Source organism: Bradyrhizobium sp. AZCC 2262, assembly GCF_036924535.1.
Classification (GTDB): domain Bacteria; phylum Pseudomonadota; class Alphaproteobacteria; order Rhizobiales; family Xanthobacteraceae; genus Bradyrhizobium.
Genome location: NZ_JAZHRT010000001.1, coordinates 9,353,544 through 9,371,697, shown reverse-complemented (window position 1 = coordinate 9,371,697; position 18,154 = coordinate 9,353,544). Strand labels below are relative to the sequence as shown.

Annotated in this window: 16 protein-coding genes and 1 pseudogene; 10 read left to right on the top strand and 7 right to left on the bottom strand. The window is 61.4% G+C overall.

Annotation, left to right across the window (positions count from 1 at the left end):
• Positions 1 to 66 precede the first annotated feature (66 nt).
• Positions 67 to 867, bottom strand: coding sequence for a L,D-transpeptidase (locus V1283_RS43985; RefSeq protein WP_334392811.1), 801 nt, complete (start codon positions 865 to 867; stop codon positions 67 to 69).
• A 307-nt stretch (positions 868 to 1,174) separates the two neighbouring features.
• Here V1283_RS43985 and V1283_RS43980 point away from each other — a divergent pair, with 307 nt between their 5' ends.
• Positions 1,175 to 1,951: a protein phosphatase CheZ gene (locus tag V1283_RS43980; RefSeq protein ID WP_334392810.1), complete on the top strand. Its 777-nt coding sequence runs from the start codon at positions 1,175 to 1,177 to the stop codon at positions 1,949 to 1,951.
• 165 nt (positions 1,952 to 2,116) lie between these two features.
• Here the strand turns inward: V1283_RS43980 and V1283_RS43975 are convergent, their stop codons facing one another.
• Positions 2,117 to 2,629: a hypothetical protein gene (locus V1283_RS43975; RefSeq protein WP_334392809.1), complete on the bottom strand. Its 513-nt coding sequence runs from the start codon at positions 2,627 to 2,629 to the stop codon at positions 2,117 to 2,119.
• A 339-nt stretch (positions 2,630 to 2,968) separates the two neighbouring features.
• Here V1283_RS43975 and V1283_RS43970 point away from each other — a divergent pair, with 339 nt between their 5' ends.
• From V1283_RS43970 to V1283_RS43950, 5 genes and pseudogenes are all read left to right on the top strand, one after another.
• Complete coding sequence (locus V1283_RS43970) at positions 2,969 to 3,265, top strand: co-chaperone GroES (protein WP_291852798.1); 297 nt, start codon at positions 2,969 to 2,971, stop codon at positions 3,263 to 3,265.
• A 302-nt stretch (positions 3,266 to 3,567) separates the two neighbouring features.
• A complete protein-coding gene (gene groL, locus V1283_RS43965) occupies positions 3,568 to 5,214 on the top strand; it encodes a chaperonin GroEL (RefSeq protein WP_334392808.1) in 1,647 nt (548 codons plus the stop codon).
• A 144-nt stretch (positions 5,215 to 5,358) separates the two neighbouring features.
• Positions 5,359 to 5,730, top strand: coding sequence for a hypothetical protein (locus V1283_RS43960; protein ID WP_334392807.1), 372 nt, complete (start codon positions 5,359 to 5,361; stop codon positions 5,728 to 5,730).
• An 11-nt stretch (positions 5,731 to 5,741) separates the two neighbouring features.
• On the top strand, positions 5,742 to 6,851 hold the full coding sequence (locus tag V1283_RS43955; protein ID WP_334392805.1) for a hypothetical protein: 1,110 nt from the start codon (positions 5,742 to 5,744) through the stop codon (positions 6,849 to 6,851).
• A gap of 29 nt (positions 6,852 to 6,880) precedes the next feature.
• Positions 6,881 to 7,135, top strand: a pseudogene (locus tag V1283_RS43950) (TCP-1/cpn60 chaperonin family protein); the annotation flags it as partial.
• 304 nt (positions 7,136 to 7,439) lie between these two features.
• Here V1283_RS43950 and V1283_RS43945 read toward each other — a convergent pair.
• Positions 7,440 to 8,279: a DUF1194 domain-containing protein gene (locus V1283_RS43945; RefSeq protein ID WP_334392804.1), complete on the bottom strand. Its 840-nt coding sequence runs from the start codon at positions 8,277 to 8,279 to the stop codon at positions 7,440 to 7,442.
• Positions 8,280 to 8,692: 413 nt separating this feature from the next.
• On the opposite strand from V1283_RS43945, the gene V1283_RS43940 reads away from it, so the two are divergent.
• Both V1283_RS43940 and V1283_RS43935 read left to right on the top strand, forming a co-directional pair.
• Positions 8,693 to 9,892, top strand: a complete 1,200-nt coding sequence (locus V1283_RS43940) for a hypothetical protein (protein WP_334392803.1) — start codon at positions 8,693 to 8,695, stop codon at positions 9,890 to 9,892.
• A 256-nt stretch (positions 9,893 to 10,148) separates the two neighbouring features.
• Positions 10,149 to 10,838 carry a hypothetical protein gene (locus V1283_RS43935; protein ID WP_334392802.1) on the top strand — a complete coding sequence of 230 codons (690 nt, stop codon included), beginning with the start codon at positions 10,149 to 10,151 and terminating at the stop codon, positions 10,836 to 10,838.
• 13 nt (positions 10,839 to 10,851) lie between these two features.
• Here V1283_RS43935 and V1283_RS43930 read toward each other — a convergent pair whose 3' ends face one another.
• Entirely contained in the window at positions 10,852 to 11,268 is a 417-nt protein-coding gene (locus V1283_RS43930; RefSeq protein ID WP_442895831.1) for an META domain-containing protein, read from the bottom strand.
• Positions 11,269 to 11,465: 197 nt separating this feature from the next.
• On the opposite strand from V1283_RS43930, the gene V1283_RS43925 reads away from it, so the two are divergent.
• A complete protein-coding gene (locus V1283_RS43925) occupies positions 11,466 to 12,389 on the top strand; it encodes a complex I NDUFA9 subunit family protein (protein WP_334392801.1) in 924 nt (307 codons plus the stop codon).
• Positions 12,390 to 12,440: 51 nt separating this feature from the next.
• Here V1283_RS43925 and V1283_RS43920 read toward each other — a convergent pair whose 3' ends face one another.
• Entirely contained in the window at positions 12,441 to 14,105 is a 1,665-nt protein-coding gene (locus V1283_RS43920; protein WP_334392800.1) for an L-lactate permease, read from the bottom strand.
• Positions 14,106 to 14,406: 301 nt separating this feature from the next.
• Between V1283_RS43920 and V1283_RS43915 the strand changes: the two genes are divergently transcribed.
• A complete protein-coding gene (locus tag V1283_RS43915; protein ID WP_334392799.1) occupies positions 14,407 to 16,149 on the top strand; it encodes an ABC transporter ATP-binding protein/permease in 1,743 nt (580 codons plus the stop codon).
• A 22-nt stretch (positions 16,150 to 16,171) separates the two neighbouring features.
• Here the strand turns inward: V1283_RS43915 and V1283_RS43910 are convergent, their stop codons facing one another.
• Together V1283_RS43910 and V1283_RS43905 are read right to left on the bottom strand one after the other, a co-directional pair.
• A complete protein-coding gene (locus V1283_RS43910) occupies positions 16,172 to 16,684 on the bottom strand; it encodes an HPP family protein (protein WP_334392798.1) in 513 nt (170 codons plus the stop codon).
• 67 nt (positions 16,685 to 16,751) lie between these two features.
• The gene (locus tag V1283_RS43905; protein WP_334392797.1) at positions 16,752 to 17,759 is read right to left on the bottom strand and encodes a TorF family putative porin; all 1,008 of its coding nucleotides are present in this window, start codon (positions 17,757 to 17,759) and stop codon (positions 16,752 to 16,754) included.
• Positions 17,760 to 18,154: the final 395 nt, after the last annotated feature.

Here is an 18,154-nt window from a genome sequence, read left to right as displayed (position 1 = left end):
GGACTATCTTGCCGCGGCACGACCTCTCCCGGATATCGCTTCGCTCATCCGGGCTACAAGAAGGCCTCAGATCACCACAACCCTGGCGCCGACGCCGACGCGGCCGTAGAGATCGATGACGTCTTCATTGCGCATCCGGATGCAGCCGGACGACACGTTGGTGCCGATGGTCCAGGGCTCGTTGGAGCCGTGGATGCGATAGAGCGACGAACCCAGATACATCGCCCGCGCGCCGAGCGGATTGTCCGGGCCGCCCTCCATGTGCCGCGGCAGGTCGGGACGGCGCGCCAGCATTTCCGGCGGCGGCGTCCACGCCGGCCATTCCTTCTTCGCGGAAACGGTCTTGACGCCTGACCAGGTGAAGCCGGGCCGGCCGACGCCGACGCCGTAACGCAGCGCCTTGCCGTCGCCCTGCACCAGGAACAGGAACTTGTTCGGAGTATCGATCACGATGGTGCCAGGGCTTTCCTTGCCGTAATACTCGACCACATGCTTTTCGTATTTCGGATCCATCAGCCGCTGCGCGGGGTCGACCGCCTCTTCCTCCCGGCGCATCGACTGCTGCGGATCCATCGGTGGCAGCAGCGAGCGCCGCCCGCCATAGCCGTAATCCGGCTGCGGCTGATAGGCCGGCTCTCGCTGATAACGCCCGCCCTGCGGCGCATCGCCGAACAGGAATTCGATGAAGCCGCCGCCCATGTTGGAGCGTTCGGAAGAAGCCATGCGCACCGGCGCCGGCTGCGTGGGCTCACGGGCGTAGATCACGGAGGGTTCGGCAATTGGCGAGGCGTCGATCGCTGAAGCCTCACTGGCGAAGCAAAGGCAAGACACGCTCGCAAGGAGCGCAAGGGAGATTTTTCCGGACATCGACGTACTCTGTACTGTTCGTCATTGCGGGGTCGCGGCAGCAGTTCGACAAACGCCGCTGCACGCGATCAATACAAATCAAAACCTAATCGGTTTGGTAAACAGAAGCGGCGTTTCGATTCACCATTTCGGCAATCACGCGTGGATTTGTCCGGTAGCGTTTATTTTGCGTGAACGCAGTCCCCTCATGGTTAATCGTTGGTATGCGGCCGCGGGCAAACCGCCACCACGACGTGTTCCGGCGTGAACCTCACGTTAAATCGCATCGGTTTAAAACACACCGGAAGTGAAGGGGTGGGAAAAACTCATGTCGGTCAATCGCAAACGTTTTCGTATCGAACAAGCCCTTCTGGGCGACGCGCCAATTGTCATGCCTGCCGTCGAAGGCGGCGAGATCGGCCCGCTGCATCGTGAGATCATGGCCGAGTTGCGCGCGATCCGCGCACAGATGGCCGGCTTCGGCCACACCCCCGCCGCTTCGACCGAGCAGTCGGAGATCACGCGCGAGATTGCCCAGTCGCACGCGCTGCTGGAAACCTATCGCGCCCAGATCGAGCAGTGCGCGAAGCTCAAGGTCGAGCTTGACCTGATTCACGATGCCATCAACCGCACCAAGCGGGAAATCGCAACCCTGCACGGCAAGAGCTTTGACGGCCAGGAAATGGCCAAGGTCAATGGCGAACTCGGCGCCGTCGTCGGCGGCACCGAACAGGCCACCCAGCAGATTCTCGAAGCCGTCGAGGCGATCGACCAGGCCGCCACCGCATTGTCCAAGAACATCTCGCCCGATCAGCAAAAGCTGCTCAGCGAAGAAATCCAGGAACGCGTCGTCGCGATCTTCGAGGCCTGCAATTTCCAGGACTTGACGGGCCAGCGCATCAGCAAAGTGATGACGACGATGAAATTCATCGAAAAGCACATCATCGAGATGATGGAAATCTGGGGTGGCGTCGACGCCATCAAGGCGCATGCCCCCCCGATCGTCGATACCCGCGAAGGAGACGCCAAGCTGCTGAACGGCCCGAAGCTGGACGGCGACGACGGTCACGCCTCGCAGAACGACATCGACGCGTTGTTCGATTGATCGGACTGGTTAACGCAGACTAAATAGAAACGCCGGCTAGACGCCGGCGTTTTTATTTTCGCACCGTCATTCCGGGGCGACGCGAAGCGGCGAACCTGGAATCTCGAGATTCCGGGTCTGGTGCTAACGCACCATCCCGGAATGACGGCATCGAAAAGCAGCAGCTCACGCCCGCGGCGCGCAGCGCACGTAGACCATGTTGCCGTAACGGACCGCGGCATCCTTGTCGATGAAGCGGGTGATCAGCACGCGGCCGTCGAACGAGACGATCTCGCGGTCCTGCTCGCCGGGCGTCGGGCCCGCCGGGCCGATATAGTTCTTGCCGCTCGGGCTACCCTTGAGGCGCAGCTCCTGCGGGGTGGCCTGGTCGGCCAGATGCATGACGACGCCGCCGCTCTGGCCGGCGCTGATCACATAGGGCTGCTTGCACTGCCCGCGCGCCGCGGCTTCGGTCCGGGCGCGGTCGTTGGGATTTTGGAACGAGGCGAGGCCCCAGCGGCCGACGATCTCGTCGGAGCGGATGGTGGCCGGCATTTCCGGGGCGACGCCGGGCTCGGCGTCCGGTGCCGGATTGGATGACAACGACGGCAGCGTGCTGCTGCACGCCCCCAGCAAGATCGTCAGCGCCGACGCGATCGCCAGATTGGCAACCGTACGCGCATTACGTGAGCTGATCATCGCATTCCCCCGAGCAATTCCTTGGCCGCTCCCGTCAAGCAGCCAACCGCAAAAAGCCTGCCGGAGCAATGACGTCCGTTAAAATTACGCCGCTGCACCGATTTGGTTTCCGAAGCACCATCCTATATTGGCCTCACCAAGGCCTTAACCCCCTTGTTTGCTTGACAGGAACAGTGCCAAGCCATATTCCCCGGCCCCACGTTTAGCACTCAAATACAAAGATTGCTAAGGGTCGTGCTGTCCCGCCCGGGGCGGCGTCGAATCGACGGTATTCCAAGCCATTTTCGATGGCACAGACCTGAAACCACGCCTTCCAAAGGAACTTCAAGAGGAGACGTCATGGCCAAATCCAAATTCCGTCCGCTGCATGACCGCGTCGTGGTCAAGCGCATCGATGCCGAAGAGAAGACCAAGGGCGGCATCATCATTCCCGACAGCGCCAAGGAAAAGCCGTCGCAGGGCGAAATCACCGCCGTGGGTCCGGGCGGCCGCGACGAGGCCGGCAAGCTGATTCCGATCGACCTCAAGGTCGGCGACCGCGTGCTGTTCGGCAAATGGTCAGGCACCGAGGTCAAGCTCGACGGCGAGGAACTCCTGATCATGAAGGAGAGCGACATCATGGGCGTGCTGGCGTAAGGCAAACCAATAGCCGTCGAGCACTGCTCGCCGGCGCACTCTCTTCTTCCCTTCTCCCATCGAAGTCGGATTTATCCGACTTCGAAATTTAAGATGCCCAACTCGGGTAAACCCGAGTTGGGGTGGGAGAAGGTGGCGCGCAAAGCGCGCCGGATGAGGGGTCTCTATCCGCGGAGACAGACCCCCTCACCCGTCCGCGATGCTTCGCATCGCGTCCACCCTCTCCCACAAGGGGAGAGGGGGAAAGACCCGGCGACGACAAGCGGCACGCAACCGTATTCAATCAATCAGGAGCAACACAAATGGCTGCCAAAGACGTTAAATTTTCCGGCGACGCCCGCGACCGCATGCTGCGCGGCGTCGACGTTCTCGCCAACGCGGTGAAGGTGACGCTCGGTCCGAAGGGTCGCAACGTCGTGATCGAAAAGAGTTTTGGCGCACCCCGCATCACCAAGGACGGCGTCACCGTCGCCAAGGAAATCGAACTCGAGGACAAGTTCGAGAACATGGGCGCGCAGATGTTGCGCGAGGTCGCCTCCAAGACCAACGACACCGCCGGTGACGGCACCACCACCGCCACCGTGCTGGCGCAGGCGATCGTGCGCGAAGGCGCCAAGTCGGTTGCCGCCGGCATGAACCCGATGGACCTCAAGCGCGGCATCGACATCGCGGTGCATGCCGTCGTCAAGGATCTCGAGAAGCGCGCCAAGCCGGTCGCCGCTTCCTCCGAGGTCGCGCAGGTCGGCACCATCTCGGCCAACGGCGACACCGCCATCGGCAAGATGATCGCGCAGGCGATGCAGAAGGTCGGCAATGAAGGCGTGATCACGGTCGAGGAAAACAAGTCGCTCGATACCGAGGTCGACATCGTCGAGGGCATGAAGTTCGACCGCGGCTACCTGTCGCCCTACTTCATCACCAACGCCGAAAAGATGACAGCCGAACTGGAAGACGTCTACGTACTCTTGCACGAGAAGAAGCTCTCCGGCCTGCAGTCGATGCTGCCGGTGCTGGAAGCCGTGGTACAGTCCGGCCGTCCGCTTTTGATCATCGCCGAGGACGTCGAAGGCGAGGCGCTGGCGACGCTGGTGGTCAACCGCCTGCGCGGCGGCCTGAAGGTCGCCGCCGTCAAGGCGCCGGGCTTCGGCGACCGCCGCAAGGCCATGCTGGAAGACATCGCGATCCTGACCGGCGGTCAGCTGATCTCGGATGAACTCGGCATGAAGCTCGAAAGCGTCACCATCAACATGCTCGGCCGCGCCGGCAAGGTGGTGATCGACAAGGAGAACACCACGATCGTCAAGGGCGCCGGCAAGAAGAAGGACATCGAAGCCCGCGTCACGCAGATCAAGGCGCAGATCGAGGAAACCACCTCGGACTACGACCGCGAGAAGCTGCAGGAGCGGTTGGCCAAGCTCGCCGGCGGCGTCGCGGTGATCCGCGTCGGCGGCGCGACCGAGGTCGAGGTCAAGGAAAAGAAGGACCGCGTCGAGGACGCCCTCAACGCGACCCGAGCGGCCGTTCAGGAAGGCATCGTGCCGGGCGGCGGCGTGGCGCTGCTGCGCGCCAAGAAGGCCGTCGGCCGCATCAACAACGACAATTCCGACGTCCAGGCCGGCATCAATATCGTGCTGAAGGCGCTGGAAGCTCCGGTTCGCCAGATCTCGGAAAACGCCGGTGTCGAAGGCTCGATCGTGGTCGGCAAGATCCTCGAGAACAAGTCCGAGACCTTCGGCTTCGACGCCCAGACCGAGGAATATGTCGACATGGTCGACAAGGGAATCATCGACCCGGCCAAGGTGGTTCGTACCGCGCTGCAGGACGCTTCCTCCGTGGCCGGCCTGCTGGTGACCACCGAAGCCATGGTCGCCGAACTACCGAGGGAGCCGGCAGCCCCGATGCCCGGCGGTGGCGGCGGCATGGGTGGAATGGGCGGCATGGGCTTCTAAAGGGCTCTGGATTTCTCGTCGAACAAGGATGCTAGGGGGTGCGGCAACCGCCGTCCCCCCTTTTTTCGTAACCTTCCAGGAGGACAGTTGATTTCGCCACCCCGCAACTTATGATTGTCTCTATCAATCTACAGGGGGTGGAAAATGATAAATATAAATAGTGTAATCGCTTACTTTGACTTGCAGTCCGAACGACGTTCCAACGTTCCAGTTGGCCATAGCAGTGATAAACACGAATACGCACCGGTAGTGCCACAATACCTAGCGCTCGCGCTTGGTGTGCTGACCGATCCATTCTTGCGGAATTACATCGCGGCAGGCGCTTTTAATTTCAGTCTGCAGACGGCGGGTGGCCGATCCATTTTCGCCCTGCTAATCGCACTGGTCTTGCTTCCTGCGGTGTACCGCAATGCCTTCGATCCAGATCGTCCGATTTCCGTGCAGCTATGCGCGTTGTTCGTGTCCGGTTTAGGCTGGCAATCCGTTTTTCAGACAGCAGTCAAAGCTGTATCTTAGAGGATTTCGCAATGTCTCTCGATTTTCTCCGATCCCTTGCGTTCTCTGGTGAGCTATTTGAGTTCTTTCGTGAGGATCCATTTGGACTCAATGAGAAAGGAGCAAACGGGATCCAACTCCGCTTTGATGATGGCTTCATGAAAGCTGTGTTCTACGGCATTCGCGATGGGCACGACGAAGCAACGAAGAATTCCTATCAGGGTCGGCCCGCTAGCGCTCAGGTATCAAGTATAATTCAAGAAATGTGGTACGGAAACCGCACCGCGATAGAACAACGAAGCCAAGGATTCCACACGCTCGCAGGTTGGCTGAATAATAATGAAGGTAATAAGAGAAAAGCCGTCACCATCTTAGTGGACGTCGCAGATCCCAAAAATCCACTATTTTCAGACGGACCCACACAATATGAAGGTTTTCGCATCAAATATCGAGTGGCGGGTCCTATTGAAGCGCAATACGTCTGCGGTGATTCTATCAAGGCAGGCGCCGCAAGATTAGAGGGTACTGTCTGCGGATTCTTCCGCGACACACTTGCAGAAACTACATACGCGCTGACGTGTGGTCACGTCGGACGGAAGAAAGGGATCGCGATAACGGGCAATGCGCGGCGCCAAGCGGTCAAGCTGGGAAGAGTGGATTCTGTCATTTTTCCAACCGGAACAGGACCGTGTAATCGCTTTGCTGAGCCTGCGGCAAATGGCGTTGATGCTGCCTTGATCAGGGTTGATCCGCACACATCGATTGAGACGGGAGAACCGCGAAGGATTCATCCAATCTCCGCCATTACCCAAGGAGATCTAGTTGAGTTCAGAGGACGAGGGCGCCAGAGGCAAGCACAGGTGCTCTCAGCTACAATTTGGAAGCAGATTGACTTATTCAAAACCAAGACAATGTATTGTTGCGGAGATATTTTTGAGATTGGATATCGTGAACCAGTTTACTTCCAAACGCGCTTGAGCCAACCAGGCGATTCTGGAGCAGCAGTGCTTCGTCCAGGTCTCCCAGACGAGTGGTTCGGAATGCTAATAGGTGGTCACGGATCTTCTTCGTACGCGAGCTATGCAACGCATATTGTCGATTGGGCGGCAGGTATTTATCCAAATATTGTTCCAATCCCGTGACATTGAGCTATCGTCATCCGGTTGTTCGGGTGGTCGGCAAGATCCTCGAGAACAAGTCCGAGACCTTCGGCTTCGACGCCCAGACCGAGGAATATGTCGACATGGTCGACAAGGGCATCATCGACCCGGCCAAGGTGGTTCGTACCGCGCTGCAGGACGCTTCGTCGGTCGCAGGCCTTCTCGTGACCACCGAAGCCATGGTCGCCGAACTGCCGAAGGAGCCGGCTCCGGCGATGCCCGGCGGTGGCGGCGGCATGGGTGGAATGGGCGGCATGGGCTTCTAAGGCCCAGCTTTCCCAGTCAACAGACCAAAGGCCGCCTCCGGGCGGCCTTCTTTTTTGGCCAACCCTACCCGCAGAAGAGGCGTCATTTCCGGCGCGGATTGATGCTCCCGTCGTTGTCGTCAATCGGCATGACAATCGAGACCGCTTGCGGTGACGTATGAAGTAAAATCGTTATCTCGCTGTCATGGGGCCACGAACGGACGTTAGCCTCCCAACGCCCCGGCGCGTGAGCGCTGGCTGCGACCATGATGATTGCTGCCGACAAGTTTGTTCGTCCGGCGGCTCGGAATGATTGTCTCGATACTCACCGCCGCCCGCGCTCCTGCAGTTTTTTTTCGCCGATCAGACAGGGCACCCGGGGCGCTTTCTCGGCGGCTGGGACGATGCCGCCCTCCGGCGTGAGGCCCGCAACTTCGAGAACAAGCTTGGTCCGGATCGCTTCCTGGAATTTTTCGCGATCTTTGATCGTCATGATGAAGGCGCCCGGCCCTCCGATCACGCAGTCCTCGTAGTAGAGATCGAGATTCTCGATATCGATCGTCGAATAGGATGGCTCCTTCACCATGATCGGCAGGCCGTTGATGATGATACCCTTCTCCAGGGCAGCGTCGCGCGCGCCGGTTACGGGGGCTCCATCGTTGTTCGGCCCATCGCCGGAAATATCGATGACGCGCCGCAACCCGCGATAGGGATTTCTTTCGAACAGCTGCACTGCGAAATTAATCGCGCTGGAAATCGAGGTACTCGAACCTCGGCGAACCGGCGTTTTCATAATCTCGGCCGCCACGGCATCCGCCGATTCCGGGCCGTCGATCACTCGCCAGGGAATGATGATCCTCTCGTCGCCCGACATCGACCACTCGAAATAGGTCACGGCCACCTTGCTGCCCGGCCCGGCCCTCAGCGCCTGAAGGAAGTCTTTCGAGACGAGGGCCTGTGCATAGCCCTCGCGCTGAACGGCAAGTTCGTCCATATCCATCGAATAGGAGACGTCGACGGCGATAACGAGCTCGACATTGACGGACGGTACATGCTTGGTGTCGGCGAATCGAGATTTCGGGCTCGGCGCGGCAATGCCCGCAACATCACCTCCGACTATCGCCCCCGCAATAAGCACCGCCCCGACCGAGACACACAAGCGCATGGCGGCCCTCCTGTCCTTTCACGAGGATGGTGACACCCAAAACGCGCCGCGAAAAGCGGAAACACGCAATTGTCGTTCACGTTCGCAGCAATCGAGGACATGCCCAGTCCGACCTTCGAGGTCCGCTTTGCCTCCTACGGCGGATACTGGTTATCGCGGCCACTGGATTACTTTTCAGTCGGCTTTATGAGTACACGCCCCCGTAGGGCTCCGTCGCCGCCCCCCTTGCGGGGTCGAGACAAGCGGAGTGTATGACATCAAGAGAAAGCCACGATCTCTTGTGAGGTGGGCACGCGGGGTTAAGGGCGCACCAAGGCGTCCCGACGCAGGATTTGACCGCTTTCTTTTGGCGAAAACACTGAGGTTTGCTAGTTACGACGACGCCAATTCTGTCCCGTCTGAGGAACTTCCATATGCGCGCGCTCTTGCCCTGCCTGCTCGGTCTGATGATGGCTTCCCCGGACCTCGCCTTCGCCCAGATGAAACTTCCCTCCAAGACAGCGCCCGGCGCCATCGAGACGCGCTATTTCACGGCCATCGACGGCCTGATGGACGGCAACGCCGATGTCATCCTGAAGGAAACCCGCCAGGGCAAGAATGTCACCGCGGCCGTGCTCGACGTCTGCTATCCCGCCGCAAAAGGCTCCGACCGCAAGGACCGCTTCGTCGCCAACCTCGCCGTCAACGGCCAGAGCCTGACCGGCACGACGCAGAGCGTCGGCGACAAGCTGCCGGTCACCATCAAGCTGGCCCGCAAGCCCACCGGCGACACCTTCGAATTCCGCGGCCAGATCACGATCGGCCAGGCCGTAACCGAGGTGACCTCGACGGACAATTCCGATCTCAGCGAGAAGGAATTTCTGGACAACCAGACCAGCGACGACGGCATCACCCCGGCACCAAAGGATTTTACCGAGGTTTCGCCGGAAGCGTTCGGCGTGCGGGTCAAGCTCGACGCCGCGCTGGATTTCCTCAAGAGCCTGAAGGGCGAGGCGGTCGAGGTCGGGCTCTCGAGCCTTTCGATCTCCTGCGATGCGCTGCGCGCCGGCGAGCAGACCATCAACCTCACGGCCGACCCGGAGCACGCGGCCGCGCTGATTGCGAAGGCCAAATCGATGCCGGGCGTGGTCGCGGCGGGATGGACCAGCGGCAGCGTCGAGATGGACCGCACCATCCGCTTTGCCGCCGCCGAATGGCGCGACGGCGACAAGATCAACAAGGACAAGATCGCATCGGCGATATCGGGCGTGCTGGCCAAAACGCTTGCCGCCAAGGCGGCGGGCACTGAGTGGAACGCCAATACCGGAAAACTGAACCTGACCTTCAAGCGGCCGAGCCCGGTCTATCCGCCGCTCGGCCTCACCGAAAGCGTCGAGGTCACCGCGCTGGTCTCGCCGGACAGGCCGGGCGCGTCGGACAGGCTGATGCTGTGGATATCGAGCCCGGTGATCACGACCGCGGATGAAGGCACGGGTGCGAAGCTGAACCTGTCGGAAGAATCCACCGGCGACGAGGAAGGCGGCGAGCCGAAGGACGACAATGGCTCGGTCGAGGCGCTGGCCAAGGAGTTCAAGGGCCAGCGCTGGGATGCCGACAAGTCGGTGTGGAAGTGAACCGCAAGCCGGCACGATATCGACGCCTCGCTCGGGATCTTTTGCAGCAACCTTGAATCAACGTGATCCGTCACCCTGAGGTGGCCGCGCGCAGTGCGGCCCTCGAAGGGCGACGGCCACCAGCCGGGCCGCTCATCCTTCGAGGCTCGCTTACGCTCGCACCTCAGGATGACGGAAAACAGCCCCGCGCTCAGATTATTAAGATTCGATTCAGCTTAGAGGGACATCATCGGTTCGCTGAAACGTGGGCCATGCCATGCAACACCGCGAGCCGAGTACCTTTGATATCTGGTCGGGGAATGTCGTTCGCGACCGGCGGCCGCAGCAACCCGCGGGCCTGTGGAATTTCCTGAAGTCCGATCGCGACGAAGTATTGGTGGTGCGGGAGCCATTTGGCGATCGGGCACGCGCCGCTGTGCTGGTCGCCGCAGCGCTGGTGGCAAGTTTTGGGCTGGGATGGGCCGGCGGCCTGAACTGGCCGCAGTTCGCAAGTGAACTCGGTCTTGTGGAAGTTGCGCAGAAAGAGACGCCCTCGCCGCGAATTTCCGAAGCAAGATCAAGCGGCAGGATTGAAGGCGCTCGAAAGACGGCATCCGCGTCAGATTCACCCGTCATTGTCGGAAGCATTCCCAAGCCATCCGCCCTGTTGCCGGGCGGTGCGCGCCCGTCTGCGGGCCCGACCCCCCAGGCCAATGCGGGCCCTTCGGCCGCTGCGATTGCGATGCGGCAGCCCCTGGTGGCGGCGCCGGAAACCAGGCCGGCGACGATTCCCGGCTGGACGGTTGTCGATGTCCGGGACGGCACCGCTGTTCTCGAAGGTCCTGACGGGATTCGGATGGCCGCGCGCGGCGACACCATTCCCGGCCTCGGCCGCGTGGAGTCCATCGTGCGCTGGGGCAGCCGCTGGGTCATTGCCACCGCCAGCGGATTGATTGCGACGCCGTAACCGCGCGCCCGAGCTAGTTCGTATTGATGCGAAACCGCAGCGTCTTTGCGCCGACGAACGAGACGAAATCGCCCTGCCGCTTCCAGGTGCCTGCATCGGTCAGCGCCGCGATCAACTCGTCATCGGCCTGAGCCCGGTCCGGCGGACAGGGCCGGTTTTCCATCGCGCCGGCGACGAAGATCACGGTGTTGCCCGCCACCGAAAACTGGCCCTTGCCGCCCTTGCACCAGAGTTCGAGCACCACCTCGCCGGCATCGCCGATCTCCAGATTGGGAATCCGCTTGGAGCCGGGCTGGCGGCCCACATCGAGTTGCATTTCCGTCCCGAACGGAAAGCCGTCATCGGCCAGAGCTGGGCAGAATTGCAGGGCGGCGGTCATCAGCAAGACCGGGGCGATGCCGGCCCGAAACATACGCGCGAATGAAACCATGCAACCTCTCGGAAATATACGAACGCCCTTCACGAATCGACGCGCCGTTCTATTGAACAACGATGTGATTGGCTAGGGCGCGCACTGATAAATTCCGATGGTAGCCACTCGGCTCGGTGGAAGCCGCGGTTATTCCTCGCAGCAGGGTTCGAGGCTGCTATAATGCGCAGATTGCGACGTTACCAGGCGAATGAGCCATGGCGGTAACGAACGGTCAGACCGTCACCGTGTTCGGCGGAACCGGCTTTCTGGGCCACCGCATCGTTCAACATCTGCGCGCTCGCGGATTTCCCGTTCGGATCGCGTCAAGGCGTCCGGATCGGGGACACACGCCGCGTGGCCCTGATGATCCGCAACTTCAATCTGTAAAGGCCAACATTCACGACGAGCGGTCCGTCGCAGATGCGCTTGCCGACACCTACGGCGTTGTAAATGCGGTCAGTCTTTACGCCGAGCGCGGACAGGCGACTTTTCATTCCGTTCACGTCGAGGCCGCCCGACGGGTAGCAGTTCAAGCACACAAGGCCGGAGTCGAAAGACTCGTCCACCTTTCAGGAATCGGCGCCGATGCCGCCTCACAATCACGCTATATCCGAAAGCGTGGCGAGGGCGAACTGGCGGTCCGCGCCGCGTTCGTCGAGGCAACTTTCATCCGTCCGGCGGTGATGTTCGGACCGGACGACGCATTTCTCACCGTCATCCTCAAGCTCCTCCGCCAGCTTCCCGTCTATCCGATGTTCGGCCGCGGCGTGACCAGATTGCAGCCGGTCTATGTGGGAGATGTTGCGAACGCGATTGGACGGATCATGCAGCGCGCCGAGACGCCAAGGATCTTCGAGTTCGGCGGCCCTCGCGTCTACTCTTACGAGGAGTTTGTTAGAGCCGTGGCGCACCAAGCCGGACTTGTGCCCCGACTGGTTCCAGTGCCGTTTGCCGTTTGGCATGCACTCGCATGGGCCTCCGAAATGCTCCCGAGCCCACTCCTCACGCGCAATCAAGTGGAACTGGTGCAAATCGACACCGTATCATCGCCGGAAATGCCTGGAATTGTTGAACTCGGGATTTCGCCGCACACGGTCGAGGCAATACTCCAGGAGATGCTGTCGAATTCCGGAGGATGAGGCTCCCCCGCGGCACCGCCGCGGGGTTGGATGTCCGCGTCGATGACCGCCCTATTTCAGGACCATCTCCGTAAACGGGTAGACATAGGCCTGCAACATGACGAGAAGGCCGACGAGACAGGCCAGCGCGATCGAATGCTTGAACACGAAGCGCAGGATCGTGCTTTCGTGTCCGTACCAGTTGGTTGCGGTGGAGGCGACCACGATCGATTGCGCGTCGATCATCTTGCCCATCACGCCACCGGAGGAGTTGGCGGCGGCCATCAGCACCGGGGACAAGCCGAGTTGTTCGGAGGTAATCTTCTGCAGATTGCCGAACAGGATGTTCGACGCCGTGTCCGATCCCGTCAACGCCACGCCGAGCCAGCCGAGCAGCGTCCCGAAGAAGGGATAGAGCACGCCGGTTGCAGCGAAGGCGAGACCGAGCGTCGCATCGACGCCCGAGAGCCGCGTCAACGTGCCGATCGCCAGCATCGCCGAGATCGTGATCAGCGAGATCGCGCACAGCTTGATGGTTCGGCCATATTCCCCGATCATCCTGGCCGGACCAAAGCCCGCCAGCAGGCCGGAAACGATCGCGGCAATCAACATGCCGGTGCCGGTGAACGACAGGTAGGTGAACGCGAACACCGCCCCTTCCGGTGTCGGCTTGGCCGCCACCGGCGGCACCTTGTTGATCATATTGTGCAGGTCGGGAACGGGATAATTCCAGGTGAAGATCGAGTTCGCCCAGGTCTTGAACGCGCCATTGCCCCAGATCAGCATCACGACGCAGACGATGATCCACGGCAACAGCGCGCTCCAGAGCTGGCTCTGGGTCAGCGGCGTCGTGTCCATGGGTTTCGGCGCGGTCATGGTCGCCGCCGATTCATCCCGGCCGCGCAGCGCCGCCGACAGCCAGAGTTGCTTGGGCTGCCACACCCTGAGGAACAGGATCAGGCAGCCCATCGAGATTAGCGAGGCGCCGATATCGACGATCCAGGGGTTGATGAAGTTCGAGATCACGAATTGCGGGATCGCGAACGAAAGGCCAGTCACCAGAATGGCCGGCCAGACCTCCTTCATGCCGCGCCAGCCGGCGAAGGCCCATACCACCCAGAACGGCACGATCAGCGAGAACACCGGCAATTGCCGACCGACCATCGCGCCGAGGATGTAGGGATCTAGCCCCGTGACCGAGGCGAGACCCTGGATCGGCGTACCGAGCGCGCCATAAGCCACCGGCGCAGTATTGGCGATCAGCGACAGGCCGGAGGCGGCCAGCGGAGAGAAGCCGAGGCCGATCAGGACCGAGCCGGTGATCGCGACCGGCGTACCAAAGCCGGAAGCGCCCTCGAAGAACGCGCCGAACGAAAACGCGATCAACAGCAGTTGCAGGCGCCGGTCCTCGGTGACGCCGCCGACCGCGCGTTTCAACAATTCGAATTGGCCGGTTGCAACCGTGAGCTGGTAGAGAAAGATGACGTTCAGCACGATCCAGCCGATCGGGAAGAACCCGGCGACGACGCCGAGCAAGGAAGCACGGATCGACATCCCCGCTGGCATGGTGAAGATGAAGATCGCAATCAGGTTGGTCAGGATCACGGCAATGATCGCCGCGACGTGCGCCTTGACCTTGCCGCTGGCGATCAGCACCAGCAGCGTGACGACAGGCACGGCGGCGGCGATCGTCGACAGCGCCGTGTTGTCAAGCGGGTTATAGATTTGATTCCACATTGCGGTTCTCCCCCACATTGTTATTGGCGAGGCCGCCAGCGTGGACGGTCAGGCACGTTCTTCGGCGATCGCGGGAGCGGTTCCTGCATGCGGGATTGGGGGTTGATCCGGCTTCGCCAAAATCCGCTCACAACCTCGCGAAGTTCGATGGCCGCCGCCCCTCGCCGTTATGCCCATGCTAGGGTCTAGTCGAAGGGCGCGACAAGCCGCCGCAGGCCACGAATTCTACAACCTTCGTAGCAGACCTTAATTCTTCCATTCTATCAGTGCGTTAAGCCCCATCCCCCGGAGACGGTAATCTGTGAACAACATCCGCTCGACGCTCGCGACGGTGTGGCGCATCGCCGCTCCGTATTTCAATTCCGAGGACAAATGGGCCGGCCGCGGCCTGCTGGCCGCGGTGATCGCCATCGAGCTGGCGCTGGTCGGAAACGCCGTGCTGATCAATCTGTGGCGCGCACGCTTCTACAACGCGCTGCAGGAGAAGGACTGGAACAGTTTCGCCCACGAAATGCTGGTGTTTTGTGTGCTCGCCACGATCCTGGTCGGGCTCCAAGTCTATCAGCTCTATCTGAACCAGTGGCTCCAGATCCGCTGGCGTAGCTGGATGACCACGAAATACCTCGGCGAATGGCTGCATGACGCCAATCACTACCGCATGCAGCTGCAGGGCGACGCGGCCGACAACCCCGACCAGCGCATGAGCGACGACGTCAAGCTATTCGTCAGCCAGACGCTCGCGATAGGGGTGGGGCTGCTCAGCTCCATCGTCTCGCTGGCGTCCTTTGTCGTCATCCTCTGGGGATTGTCGGCGGCGGCACCGCTGGTGCTGTACGGCATCGATTTCTCGATCCCCGGCTATCTGGTGTTGGCCGCGCTGATCTACGCCATCTTCGGCACCGCGTTGACGCAGTGGATCGGCTCGCCGCTGGTCACCCTCGATTTCAACCAGCAGCGGCTGGAGGCGGACTTCCGCTTCAACCTGGTGCGGGTGCGCGAAAACTCCGAGCAGATTGCACTGCTCAAGGGCGAGCCCGCCGAACGCCAGCGGCTGTCGGAGCGCTTTTCCCGCGTCATCTCCAACTGGTACGGCATCATGAGCCGCACCAAGCGGCTGACGGCCTTCACCCAGAGCTATGGACAGGCGGCGGTGGTGATTCCCTTCTGGCTGGTCTCGCCCGCCTACTTCGCCAACAAGATCCAGTTGGGTGCACTGACCCAGACCGCGGAAGCCTTCGGCCAGGTGCAGGACGCGTTGTCCTTCTTCGTCACGGTCTATCGCACCATGGCGGAATGGCGTGCGGTGGTTGCCCGTCTCGACGGGTTTGAGAGCTCGATCAAAAGCGCCGAAAAGCTCGCGGTCGATCCCGCCTCGATCCACAGCGTCGCCTCGCCCGAGCGCGAGATCACGCTACCGCAGCTCGTGGTCAAGCTGCCGAACGGCGCGCCGCTGGTCGCGGCCGACCATTTCAGCCTGCGTCCCGGCGAACGCACGCTCGTCACCGGCCCGTCAGGCGCCGGCAAGTCGACCCTCTTCCGCGCGATCGCCGGCATCTGGCCGTTCGGCAGTGGCGCAATCGAGATTCCCGCCAACGCGGCCCTGATGATGCTGCCGCAGCGTCCGTACTTGCCGATCGGAACACTGCATGCGGCAGTCGTCTATCCCGGCGAAGACGCGAGCTTTAGTGCCGACAGGATCCGAGAAGTCCTCAAGGATGTCGGCCTGCCGCAGTTCGCGGCGCGATTAGAGGAAGAAGCGCACTGGAATCGCATGCTCTCGCTCGGCGAGCAGCAGCGCCTCGGGCTGGCGCGCGCGCTGTTGCACGCGCCGGACTATCTGTTCCTGGACGAAGCCACGGCCTCCCTCGATGAGCCGTCGGAGGCGGCGCTTTACAGGCTGGTCGCGGAGCAACTGCCGGCGACCACGATCATCTCGATCGGCCACCGCTCGACGCTGGATGCGTTCCACCAGCGCAACATTACGATGGTGCGTGACGGCGATCGCTTCACGCTGAAGGACGGCAAGCTGGCGTCGGTTCAGTAGCGCCGAGACTCGTAGCCTGGATCTACCACCATTGCCGCGGCCATGGCTGGCCGCGCACGCCGCGGTGCCAGAGATAGGAGAACGCGGTCAAAAGCACCGCGCCGGCCAGCACCGGTGCCAGCAGGAATGTCGATGGCAGATTGCCTGACACTACCAGCAGCGGGTTGATCCCCGCCGGCGGGTGAAAGGTCCCGGTGACGTACATCGCCAGAATGGAAAGGCCGACGGCTGCGGCCGCGGCCCAGCCGTGCGGCCCGGTCAGCTTGAGCACAGCGAGGCCGACCAGCGCCGATATCAGGTGGCCGCCGATCAGGGCGCGCGGCTGCGCCGGCTCGACGTCCGGCGATCCGATCACCAGCACGATCGAGGTGGCGAACGGAATCACCGCGAGCGGATAATGCGCGGCGAACGAGAACAACTCCATGGCGCCGATGGCAATGGCGCCGCCCAGCCCCGCGATCGCGCCCGCCACGACATTGCGGTGATCGTTGCGAGCGATCGCTTGCCGCACCACGCGCCGCCAATCCCGTTTCATCCGCGCCACCCAAAAGAAAAGGGGCGGCAGATCGCTCTGCCGCCCCCTCGTCTTCAACAGGAAGATCTTATTTCAGATTGGTCATCGCGGTCAGGTCAGCCGACAGCTTGACGATACCGGCGGCGCCGCACCAGTTCGAACCAACACCGGTCGGATTGATCGGGGTCACGAAGGTACCTGACGATGCAGTGATGTTGCCGCGAGCCGCAAAGTCGCTGGTGAAGGCGTTGCAATCACCCTTCGACAGGTTGGTGTCGGAGTAACGGAGGTCCAGCGTGAACACCTTGTAGGTGAAGCCGATGCCGATGTTCCAGGTGTTGTAGTCGGCATAGTTGATGCCGTTCGGGAAGACTGCGGTCCCATAGAACGAGTCGGACGTGCCCAGCCACTGGCGGCCGAACTCACCCGACACATACATGCCGATGCCGCTGGTGCCGAACCAGGCGCTCGGCGCAATCGCCTTGCCGACGATCGAAGCGTAGGTGCCTTCGGCGCCGCTGTTGAGGAAGCTCGGCGTATAATAGACGTTGCCGCCCATCGAGAAGTTGTCGTTGAAGGTGTAGTTCACCTTGCCATAAACCTCGAAGAAGCTGAGGTCCTTCTTGATGACGTTGCCGTTGACCAGCGTGTTCAACTGGCATTCGGCGCTGAGCGGAACGCCAGCGGGAGTGGCGGCAGCGCCGTTGAAGCAGGTTCCGCCCGGATAGAGGTAGCCCCAAGCGCCGACGTCGAAGGCGAAGGCGCCGAGCGTCACGCGCGCACCGCCGTAGACGTCGACTTCAGCCGCCGCACGGTTCGGGAACGAGATGCTCTCGAAGGACGTGCCGACATAGAGCTGGACGTCCTTGGTCACATTGTAACGTGGCTCGAAATAGGCGGTCACGGAAGGTTTGTGGTTGGACTGGGTGATGCCGCGAAAGATGTAGTCGTTCATGATCGCGCTGCCGAAGGCGATATCCCACGGCTCGAAGGCCGGCGGCGGCGGAGCCTTCACGGCCTTCACAGGCATATCCGCAGCGAGAGCCGAACCCGATACCATTGCCAGCGCCGTTGCTAACAAAGCCAGTTTCTTCATGACAATCCCCATCACCCTTCTTGACAGTCCAGTTCCGGGGCCCCCCCGGGGCAAGCGATAACCGACTGCGGCCAAATGTCTTAACGCAGTCTCAGAGTGGTCTGCGGAGTGACGATCGTGAAGCAAAAAAGGCAAGCATCTGCCGCCTTTTTAGGCGTTCTGACCATTTCGACAAATGTTGTCAGGGTGTGTTGCATTCTCACAACAATTTTGCGGGGTTTCGCGCCGCCGGCACGGTATCGGAAACCGGAAAAGCAGCAGCGGCGACAGACCGGCGGAAGCTTTTTTTTGCGAATCAGCTTCTCCGTGAAAACACGGCTTCGGTCACCTTCGAAAGCCCTCACGAACTCAGGGATGGCGGGCACGAAAAAGGCCGCAGCGGGGACGCTGCGGCC

Coding starts and splice junctions, on each gene's coding strand:
- V1283_RS43905 (WP_334392797.1), bottom strand. CDS start 17,759: ATGAAGAAACTGGCTTTGTTAGCAACGGCGCTGGCAATGGTATCGGGT.
- V1283_RS43930 (WP_442895831.1), bottom strand. CDS start 11,268: ATGGTTTCATTCGCGCGTATGTTTCGGGCCGGCATCGCCCCGGTCTTG.
- V1283_RS43980 (WP_334392810.1), top strand. CDS start 1,175: ATGTCGGTCAATCGCAAACGTTTTCGTATCGAACAAGCCCTTCTGGGC.
- V1283_RS43925 (WP_334392801.1), top strand. CDS start 11,466: ATGGCGGTAACGAACGGTCAGACCGTCACCGTGTTCGGCGGAACCGGC.
- V1283_RS43975 (WP_334392809.1), bottom strand. CDS start 2,629: ATGATCAGCTCACGTAATGCGCGTACGGTTGCCAATCTGGCGATCGCG.
- groL (WP_334392808.1), top strand. CDS start 3,568: ATGGCTGCCAAAGACGTTAAATTTTCCGGCGACGCCCGCGACCGCATG.
- V1283_RS43910 (WP_334392798.1), bottom strand. CDS start 16,684: ATGAAACGGGATTGGCGGCGCGTGGTGCGGCAAGCGATCGCTCGCAAC.
- V1283_RS43920 (WP_334392800.1), bottom strand. CDS start 14,105: ATGTGGAATCAAATCTATAACCCGCTTGACAACACGGCGCTGTCGACG.
- V1283_RS43940 (WP_334392803.1), top strand. CDS start 8,693: ATGCGCGCGCTCTTGCCCTGCCTGCTCGGTCTGATGATGGCTTCCCCG.
- V1283_RS43970 (WP_291852798.1), top strand. CDS start 2,969: ATGGCCAAATCCAAATTCCGTCCGCTGCATGACCGCGTCGTGGTCAAG.
- V1283_RS43945 (WP_334392804.1), bottom strand. CDS start 8,279: ATGCGCTTGTGTGTCTCGGTCGGGGCGGTGCTTATTGCGGGGGCGATA.
- V1283_RS43935 (WP_334392802.1), top strand. CDS start 10,149: ATGCAACACCGCGAGCCGAGTACCTTTGATATCTGGTCGGGGAATGTC.
- V1283_RS43985 (WP_334392811.1), bottom strand. CDS start 867: ATGTCCGGAAAAATCTCCCTTGCGCTCCTTGCGAGCGTGTCTTGCCTT.
- V1283_RS43960 (WP_334392807.1), top strand. CDS start 5,359: ATGATAAATATAAATAGTGTAATCGCTTACTTTGACTTGCAGTCCGAA.
- V1283_RS43955 (WP_334392805.1), top strand. CDS start 5,742: ATGTCTCTCGATTTTCTCCGATCCCTTGCGTTCTCTGGTGAGCTATTT.